At 60.9% G+C, this 8990-nt stretch carries 8 protein-coding genes and 1 pseudogene; all 9 read right to left on the reverse strand.

Going from position 1 to position 8990, the window contains the following annotated elements; genetic code table 11:
* Positions 1-650 (reverse strand): annotated as a pseudogene (locus tag DBR18_RS29855) (motility accessory factor Maf-2); the annotation flags it as partial.
* An 87-nt stretch (positions 651-737) separates the two neighbouring features.
* The gene (locus DBR18_RS24605; RefSeq protein WP_027614228.1) at positions 738-1664 is read right to left on the reverse strand and encodes a ketoacyl-ACP synthase III; all 927 of its coding nucleotides are present in this window, start codon (positions 1662-1664) and stop codon (positions 738-740) included.
* A gap of 226 nt (positions 1665-1890) precedes the next feature.
* The gene (gene pseI, locus DBR18_RS24610) at positions 1891-2943 is read right to left on the reverse strand and encodes a pseudaminic acid synthase (protein ID WP_108592262.1); all 1053 of its coding nucleotides are present in this window, start codon (positions 2941-2943) and stop codon (positions 1891-1893) included.
* Entirely contained in the window at positions 2936-4441 is a 1506-nt protein-coding gene (gene pseG / locus DBR18_RS24615; RefSeq protein ID WP_108592263.1) for a UDP-2,4-diacetamido-2,4,6-trideoxy-beta-L-altropyranose hydrolase, read from the reverse strand. The genes pseI and pseG overlap by 8 nt, the downstream gene beginning before the upstream one ends.
* Entirely contained in the window at positions 4438-5133 is a 696-nt protein-coding gene (pseF, locus tag DBR18_RS24620) for a pseudaminic acid cytidylyltransferase (protein ID WP_108592264.1), read from the reverse strand. Before pseF ends, pseG begins: the two co-directional genes overlap by 4 nt.
* Positions 5130-5750, reverse strand: a complete 621-nt coding sequence (locus DBR18_RS24625; RefSeq protein WP_108592265.1) for a pseudaminic acid biosynthesis-associated methylase — start codon at positions 5748-5750, stop codon at positions 5130-5132. Before DBR18_RS24625 ends, pseF begins: the two co-directional genes overlap by 4 nt.
* A gap of 27 nt (positions 5751-5777) precedes the next feature.
* A complete protein-coding gene (pseC, locus tag DBR18_RS24630) occupies positions 5778-7013 on the reverse strand; it encodes a UDP-4-amino-4,6-dideoxy-N-acetyl-beta-L-altrosamine transaminase (protein ID WP_108592266.1) in 1236 nt (411 codons plus the stop codon).
* Complete coding sequence (locus tag DBR18_RS29860; protein ID WP_256588919.1) at positions 7010-7138, reverse strand: hypothetical protein; 129 nt, start codon at positions 7136-7138, stop codon at positions 7010-7012. The genes pseC and DBR18_RS29860 overlap by 4 nt, the downstream gene beginning before the upstream one ends.
* A 30-nt stretch (positions 7139-7168) precedes the next feature.
* On the reverse strand, positions 7169-8990 hold a 1822-nt coding region (locus tag DBR18_RS29865), incomplete at its 5' end, for a glycosyltransferase (protein ID WP_256588920.1).

Genomic DNA, 8990 nt, shown 5'->3' on the forward strand with positions numbered 1-8990 from the left:
GTAGGCCCGGTGCCAATCACGTAGATTTCCCGGCCACGGGCCGTGCCGAACAACTGCGCCACATCATCATCGCCCAGCAGCACCGGCATGCAGTCCTGCAAGCGTTGCTGAATGAATGGCGACTGCGGGTCGAACTCGCGATTGTTGAAACTCAGGTGCACTTCGCTGACCAGCCGATCACGGATCTTGGCGTTGAAGTCATCGGCCAGCAGCATCTCGGCCGGCAAGGCGAAAAACGGCGTGCAGATGTCTGACAGATCACCGGCGTAGAACAGCTGCACGCGCGGGTCTTCCAGCCATTGGCGCTGATCGATTAGTTGCAGCACCAGCGCAAACAGCGCGCCATTGAGCACATGCACGTACAACCGTTCAAGGTCAGCGCGTTCCAGCAGCACCACTGGCAAGTCGCCCAGGCCAGTGCCGTAGACATGCAACTGCGGCTTTTGCGGCAGGCTGGCGGCCTGAATGCGGGCTTCGTGAACCCGGTCGTGGCGACTGGTCAGTTGCACGCCGTTCACGGCAAGCGTCGAACCCAGCCCCTGCACCAGCTCGGCCTGAACGAGTGAGCTGTCTTCAGCCATCAACCGCTCGAACAATGTCGGCCAGCGTTGCTGGATGACCAGGGCGTTGTTCTGGAAAAAATCGCTCATGCCGCCTAGCGCTCCATTCAGGCAAAAAAATAGCGTTCAAGGGTAACCTTGAACGCTATTTTTGTATCCGCCGTTTTTAGGCCGGACTCAAGGACGGTAGATGATCGCCGAGCCCCACGACAGACCGACACCGAAACCGCTCAGCGCAATGCGCTGCCAGTCGGAATCGAGCACGTGTTTTTCCAGCAGCAGCGGAATGCTCGACGACACGGTGTTACCGGTCTCGACCATGTCCTTGATGAACTTTTCCGGTTCGCCTTCAAAACGTCGGGCTACGGCATCGACAATCGCCGCACTGCCCTGGTGAATGCAGAATGCATCGATGTCGTCAGCCTTCAGACCGGAATCGTCGAGCAGTTCATGCAAGTGCGCCGGGACTTTGAGCAGCGCAAAGTTGAACACCTGACGCCCGTTCATGAAGAACACGCCATCGGTGACTTTCAAGTGCGGCGCACCGGAACCGTCGGTGCCGAACTTGGCCTTGCCCAGCGCCCAGGCCGGGTCTTCGCCCATCCAGGTGGCAGTGGCGGCATCGCCGAAGAGCATGGTGGTGTTACGGTCTTCCGGGTCGACGATTTTCGAATACGGGTCAGCGGTAATCAGCAGGCCGTTCTTCAGGCCGGCGGCTTCCATGAAGCCCTTGATCGCGTAGATCCCGTAGACGTAACCGGAGCAGCCCAGGGAAATGTCGAACGCCGCGACATTAGTCGGCAGACCGAGTTTGTCCTGCACGATGGCAGCGGTGTGCGGCAGACCTTCTTCGTCACCGTTCTGGGTGACGACGATCAGTGCGTCGATCGATTCACGCTTCAGTTCAGGGTTGCTGGCAAACAGCGCATTGGCCGCTTCCACGCACAGATCGGAGGTTTCCTGTTCAGCGTCTTTGCGCGGCAGGAAGGCCGAACCGATTTTACCGAGGATGAATTCTTCATCCTTCTCGAATTTTGCACCTTGTGCGTAATTGTCCACGCCGGCTACAGGAACGTAGCTCGCAATGCTTTTTATGCCAATCATTACGGCTTCCCAATAAAAAACAGCCCAAAACCACCGCTCGCAAGGATTCGAGGGGCGCCGACAAACAGAAAACGGCCGCCACAACGGGCAGCCACGGGGAGCGCAAAGGGCTATCACTGGAACCGATACACGGCCAGGCGCCATCTCCCCGGTCAATACAATACAGTGAAGATGCGCGTTATGACTCGCAGGTCACGCTATTTTGCCGAATCGGTTACAGATCGGGTTATTCGACCAACGACCAGTCCAGCGGCGTGCCGCGTTTGATCGCCTGACGGGCGCGGCGACCGAGGACGGCATCCGTGTGCTTGGGCGGCAGACCGAGACCCGGGCGAATGGCGCGCAGATTGTCCCCGGAAAAGGGCTCACCGGCGGCCATGTCGGCGGTGACATACAGCGAACGGCGATAAACCAGCGACTTGCGCTCGGACTCGGTGACGCCGTAATGCACCTGGCCCATGGCCTGCCAGGCACGTTCGGTCTCCACCACCAGACTGGCCAGCTCCGCAGGTTCCAGCGAGAAACTGGCATCGACCCCACCTGCCGAACGGTCGAGGGTGAAGTGTTTCTCCACCACGGTCGCCCCGAGTGCCACAGCAGCCACGGACACACCAACGCCCATGGAGTGATCGGACAGCCCGACCTCGCAACCGAACAGCTCACGCAGATGCGGGATCGTGCGCACATTGCTGTTGAGCGGCGTCGCCGGGTAGGTGCTGGTGCATTTGAGCAGCACCAGATCCTTGCACCCCGCCTCACGGGCGGCGCGCACGGTTTCGTCGAGTTCGGCGATGCTGGCCATGCCGGTGGAGATGATCAGCGGCTTACCGGTCGCGGCTACGCGACGAATCAACGGCAGATCGGTGTTTTCGAAACTGGCGATCTTGTACGCCGGCACGTCGAGACTTTCGAGAAAGTCCACCGCCGTGTCATCGAACGGCGTCGAGAACGCGAGCATCCCCAGCTCTTTGGCCCGGGCGAAAATCGGCGCATGCCACTCCCACGGGGTGTGAGCCTTCTCATACAGGTCGTACAGCGAAGTACCAGCCCACAGGCTGTTCGGATCCTCGATGAAAAACTCGCCCTCGGCCAGATCCAGGGTCATGGTCTGCGCGGTGTACGTCTGCAATTTCAAGGCGTGCGCGCCAGCCTTGGCGGCGGCCTCGACAATCTGCAGAGCCAGCTCCAGCGACTGGTTATGGTTGCCGCTCATTTCGGCGATGATGAACGGCGGCGCATCGGCGCCGATCAGACGTTCGCCAATCTTGAAACTACTCATCAGGGTGATCCTTCAAAACCTTGGTGAACGCGCAGGCACTCTGGGTGAATCCGGCGTCACGAAACACATTCACAGACGCAAGATTGCCCGGCAGGACCTGAGCGGTAATGGCGCTCATCTGCGGCCAATGCTCGCGGACGAACACCTCACCTCGCGCCAGCAGCGCCCTGCCCCAGCCCAGACCGAATCGTCCTTCCAGCAGATACAGCGACACTTCGGCCTCAAAACCGCGCAGGTCATAACGCAACACGCCAACCGGGCCATCATCGGCCTCGGCGATCAGCAGCAAGCGCTGCGGATTGCGCAAGCTTTCCTTAAGCCAGTTAAGGTGTTGCGGCCACTCGATTGCGCCACTGTCCAGCGACCAGCGCCGCACAGCCTCGGCATTGCGCCCGTCAAACAGCATTTGCGCATCATCGAGAGTCGCCACGCGCAGCTTGAGCACCGCACCGGCCAGCGCCGCCGCCACGCGCAACGCACCGCGCCCGTCCACCAGTTGCCGCGAACGCTCGGCCAGGCTCTGGCGCAGATAGAAATTGTCGACGACAAAACCGATGGCGTCGCGCAACTGCTCGACACTGACCTGCTCGCGGGCGCCCATGAACACATGCGCGCCCGCCGCCGCCATGACTTCGCCGTTGGCCTGCTGATTGTTCGATACGGCGATGCAGATCGTCGGCAGGCCCAGGGCCGCGCGCTCCCAACTCGTACCGCCGCCGGCGCCGATGAACAGGTCGGCGCCGGTCATGCGTTGCTGGAAATCGCTGACAAAACTGTGCAGGCGCCAGTGCGGCCGAGTGGCGGCCAGCGTTTGCATTTGCGTCCACGCCGGGTTGTCTGCGCCGGCGACGAAATCCACTTCCAGCCCGGCGAAATCCTTGAGCGCGAGCATCGCGTGATGGGTCTGCATCGCCGCGTCGAAACCACCGAAATTTACCAGCACCCGTCGGGCTCTGGGTTTGATCTCGATGGCCGGGCAAACGAATTCTTCGCGCAGCATGGCGTAGCGCGGCCCCAGCAAGGTGCGGCAATCGGCAAGCAGCAGCGGTGCATAGTTTTCGCTGAGACCGGACAGATTCTGATTAAGCAGCAGATCGACGCTGTAGTGTCGGGTGGCAAGATCGTCCACCGCTGCGATTCTTGGCGCCCAACGCCGGGCGGCGGTTTGCCAGTGATGGTCGAGGCCATAGTGGTCGGCGATGATCCAGTCGAAGCCCGGCTGACCCCGAAGCTGTTGCTCAAGCGCCTCGATATCCGCCTGCCAGGGCAACATTGATTCGATGGCCTGTTGCGGATCCTCGTCAGCGTAGTGCGCCGGCAGAGCAAAGGTCTCGAAACCTTCGGCTCGCAGCGCATCGATCCGGTGCCCCGGCAAACGCCGGCAGGCGAAAGCGACATGACTGCCCTGGGCACGCAATACCCGCGCCAGTGGCAGGCAGCGAGCGACATGGCCGCTGCCAATGGTCGGCGAGGCGTCGGCGCGGATCAGCACCCTCACTGACATTCTCCGCCGGCCTTGAGTGCGGCGTAGAGGTACTCGGCGCGTTTCCAGTCTTCGACGGTATCGATGTCCTGCACCAGATGCCGCGGCAGTATCACCGGCAGGCTGGCCGGCGAATACAACACCTCGCCGCGCAACCATGCCTTGCTGCGCCCCCAATAGAACTGACCGGCATCCTGAAAGGCTTCGGGCAGATCCTGCGAACGGGTGTTGCGAAACTCCGGGTACAAGGCGCTCAGGGCACCCTGCCCGTCGAGGGTCAGCGCACGCTGCACGGGAAAGCCGAAATTGCACACCGAAAACGCATAGGACTTGTCAGGGTGCTGCTCCAGCAACTCGAGTCCCTGGCGCAAATACGTTGCCTGCAACAACGGTGCTGTGGCGTAAATGCAGCAGGCGTACTCGAAGGCCGGCAACTGTTGCAAGGCGTGCACGATCACCGCCGCGGTGCCGGTGAAGTCATCGGCGAGCGCCGCAGGACGCAGGAACGGCACCTGCGCACCATGCTCGCGCGCCACCTGCGCGACTTCTTCGTCGTCGGTGCTCACCACCACTTGCGCGAACAGACCCGACTCCAACGCAGTGCGGATCGAACGGGCAATCATCGGCACACCGTCGAACGGCTTCAGATTCTTGCGCGGGATTCGCTTGCTGGCACCGCGGGCCGGGATAATTGCAACGTGACTCAAGGGCGTTTTTCCAACAGAAACCAGGTGATGTCATCCACCGGAAATTGTGGATCACGGTGATAGCCGAATCCGTAATCCAGCAGGTGCAGGTCAGGATACCGGTCAAGCATTTCGCCGGCAAAATCGCGCTTGAACAACTTGTCGCTATTGCCGCGATAAGACACTTGCAGCGGTGTCGGGTTGTAATACTCGGCGATCAGAATATAGCGCCGGCTCAACTCATACAGTTGCGCATAGGCGTCCGGTAGCAGCTCCGGCGCTAGGTGGATCAGCACGCCTTTGCTCAACGCCAGGTCGTAACGGCGCTCGGGCGCAAAATCGAACAGCGATCCGTGCCAGACCTGTGCGATTCCCAGTGCCCGGGCCTGGGCACAGGCACTGGCATTGATCTCGACACCGAACAACTCGCAACGTGGCAACAATTGGTTCAGCGCCCGTAGATTGTTACCGACGTTGGTGCCCAGTTCCACCAGGCTGGCAATTCGGCCGGCCCGCGCCAGAGCCTTGGCAAACAGCGCCAGATTGGCCGCTACCAGCGGCGCGCCGATGTTGCGATCCACATACTCATTGCCAAACTCGCCTTGCCAGAATTTTTCTTGCTCACTCAGATCACGCATCAAATTCTCATCCGTCGCCAGGGCGACTTATTCAGTCAACCGGCGCAGTTGCTCGACCACATGATCCTGTTGTTCATCGCTCAACAGCGGAAACATCGGCAGGCTGATCGCTTCTGCGTAATAACGCTCCGCCTCGGGAAAGTCTCCTTCGGCGAATCCGAGGTCGCGATAATACGGCTGCAGGTGCACTGGAATGTAGTGCAGGTTCACACCGATACCCACCGCGCGCAGACCTTCGAAGACCTCGCGATGGCTGCGGCTGATGCGTTCGGTCTGCAGGCGGATCACGTACAGATGCCAGGCCGAATCCGCTTCCGCCTGCGCGCTGGGTAACGTCACCGGCAGGTACGCCAGCAACCGCTCGTACCGCGCCGCCAGTTCGCGACGGCGACTGACGAAATCGTCCAGCCGGCTCATCTGGGACAGGCCCAACGCTGCTTGCAGGTCGGTAATCCGGTAATTGAAGCCGAGTTCCACCTGCTGGTAATACCACGGGCCGTGGGTCGGCCCGATCATCTGCGCCGGATCACGGGTCATGCCATGGCAGCGCAGGCGTTGCAAGCGCTCGGCCAGGTCCGCTCGATTGGTCAGCACCATTCCGCCTTCGGCGCTGGTGATGATTTTCACCGGGTGGAAACTGAACACGGTCATCGCGGCAAACTCACTGCAACCCACCGGGCGCCCCGCGTAGGAGGCACCGACCGCGTGGGAAGCATCCTCGATCACCGTAAAGCCATAACGCTGCGCCAGTTGCGCGATGCGCCGCATGTCGCAGCTTTGTCCGGCAAAAGCCACTGCGACCAATACCTTTGGCAGCAAGCCGTCACGCTCGGCGAGTTCGAGTTTGCTGGCCAGCACCTCAGCGTCGAGGTTCCAGGTCAGCGGGTCGATATCTACGAAGTCGATGTCGGCACCGCAGTAACGCCCGCAATTGGCCGAAGCCAGAAAAGTGTTCGGCGTCGTCCACAAGTAATCGCCTGGCCCCAGTCCCGCAGCCAGGCAGGCAATGTGCAGCGCGGCCGTGGCGTTGCACACCGCCACGGCGAAGTCGGCCTGACAGCGTTCGGCCATGGCCTGCTCGAAGCGTTCGATGGTCGGCCCCTGCGTCAACCAGTCCGACTGCAGCACCGCCACCACCGCATCGATATCTGCGCGTTCGAAGTTTTCGATAACCGCCCCTTGGGTTACCCCGTCCGATTGCAGCACCGCTACCACTGCTTCGATATCCGCCTCATCGACGTTCTGTCTACCGTAGGGAATCATGTCGAAAGCTCCGCGTACAGATCGGCATTCGGCTTGCAGAAATACGCCATCACCCCGTCGCGCGAGCTGGCCATGGCGGCGCAGTGCGTGCTGGCTGGAATGAAGACCGATTTACCGTTGACCATGTACTGATTCCTGTTCTTTGTCCGACGGACTCAAGCGAGTAACTGCGACCAGTCGATCGAAGCATTTTCAGCTAGCGTAAAACCTTTGCCGGTGAGGGCCAGGTTCGCGTTGTACGCCGGATCCTGCGCAAAGGCGCCACCCCATTTCTCCCGCAAAACCTGCAGGGCCAGGGGTGCTTGCGGCAGTTCGCCGGTATGCAGCACCTGCACCGACGGCGTCCATACGATGAGATAGCCAGCCTGCCCGACCTTGAGACACAGATCGACGTCGCTGAAGCCGTCGGCAAATTGCGCTTCGTCCAGACCACCCAGCGCATCGAACAATTGTTTGCCGATCATCAGGCAAACGCCCGACACTGCCGAGTAGTTCTGATCCACGGTCAGACGCTGCATGTAGCCGTCAGCATCGTGCTTCTCACCGATGAAGGCAGCCTCTATACCGCCGTTCAGACCGAGAATCAGACCGGCCTGGGTGACCTTGCCATCGCGGCCGACCAGTTTCGCACCGACCACGCCGACCTCCGGACGCTGGGCATGATTGAGCAGCGACTCTATCCAGTTCGGATTGACCACTTCACTGTCTGCAGCCATCAGCACCAGGTATTCACCTTGTGCCTGCTGGCTGGCGGCGTTGCTCAGTGCCACGGCACTGAGTGGCGATCCGGCATGCAGCACACGTACCCTGGTGCCTTGCAATGTGCCCAGCCAGTCGTTGACATCGGCGGACAGATTGGAACCTGCTGCGATCAGCACTTCATAGCGGGTATAGCGAGTGCGCAACAAGATGCCGTCGAGGCAACGTCGCAATGCAGGAAGATCATCGATGGCCGGCACGATGATCGACACCAGAGGCTGTTCGACGTGGCGATAGTCGATCTGGTACGTGCCCGGTTTGAACGAGGTGATTTTCGCCTTGTAGCCACGGTTGCCCAGATGACGCAGCAGCGCCTGACGCTCATCGGCGTTCTCTTCCATTACCGAAGCGCCGGCAATCAGCAGCGGTTCGTCGAGGTGGGCCAAACCTTCCAGGCCACCCTGCTCGATGATGCGCAGCAGCAGATCGAATTCCAGCGCCTTGCTGAAATCGGTCTGATAACCACCGGCCTCGATCAGCACGTCACGGCGGATCAGCCAATGCCGCGCCATGAGCGACGGCAGGCTTTGCAGCAGATCGAGATTGAGCCCGGGACGGAATACATCCACCAGTGCGCCATCGGCGGTGCGCTGGATTTCGTCGGTCGCGACCGCACGACACCCGTCGGCAGAGGCTAGCTCCAGTCCGGCGCGCAACAGGCCGCCTGCGGTGAACTCGTCGCCCGCTTCAGCCAGCAGCAGCCAGTCGCACGGCGACTGACGGACGCTCTGGTTCAGCTTGTCGACGAAGTTGCCCGGTGTGACCCGCACAAAGTGCAGGATGTTTTGTGCAGTCGTTGCGGCCAGCGGCTCACCGCTGGTGAACACCACGACCTTGAAGGCCTTGCTGTGACCTTCGAGCAAGCTGTCCAGGGTGACCTGCAACCTGGCGATGTCATTGTCCAGATCGAGCAGGAAAATGCCGAACTGCGGACCGCCATTATTGGCCGCCAGATGACGGGTGATCGCCTCGGCCTGTTCGGCATCCGGTTGACGCGCCTCAAGCCACTTGAGCAGACGGCCGGTCAGCATGTTGCCGAAGGCCTGATCGTTGCCAATGGGCGATGTCGCCTGCAGGCGCGCGTTCCAGTCGCGCAGTTTCTGTGCGTCTTCTTCCTCACCCAACGATGGCAACTGGTCAATCAGTCGACTGATGACCTGTCGGTTGAATACGTTGCTGTCATGGGCCTGCCACAAACGATCGACGACGCTTTGCGGG

Origin of the sequence: Pseudomonas sp. HMWF021, assembly GCF_003061005.1 — a bacterium.
In the GTDB taxonomy this organism is placed as follows: Bacteria; Pseudomonadota; Gammaproteobacteria; order Pseudomonadales; family Pseudomonadaceae; genus Aquipseudomonas.

What these genes read in the sequence shown, in the direction of transcription:
- pseC (WP_108592266.1), bottom strand. Translation starts at nt 7,013, where the DNA reads ATGATTCCCTACGGTAGACAGAACGTCGATGAGGCGGATATCGAAGCA.
- DBR18_RS29860 (WP_256588919.1), bottom strand. Translation starts at nt 7,138, where the DNA reads ATGGTCAACGGTAAATCGGTCTTCATTCCAGCCAGCACGCACTGCGCC.
- DBR18_RS24625 (WP_108592265.1), bottom strand. Translation starts at nt 5,750, where the DNA reads ATGCGTGATCTGAGTGAGCAAGAAAAATTCTGGCAAGGCGAGTTTGGC.
- DBR18_RS24605 (WP_027614228.1), bottom strand. Translation starts at nt 1,664, where the DNA reads ATGATTGGCATAAAAAGCATTGCGAGCTACGTTCCTGTAGCCGGCGTG.
- pseI (WP_108592262.1), bottom strand. Translation starts at nt 2,943, where the DNA reads ATGAGTAGTTTCAAGATTGGCGAACGTCTGATCGGCGCCGATGCGCCG.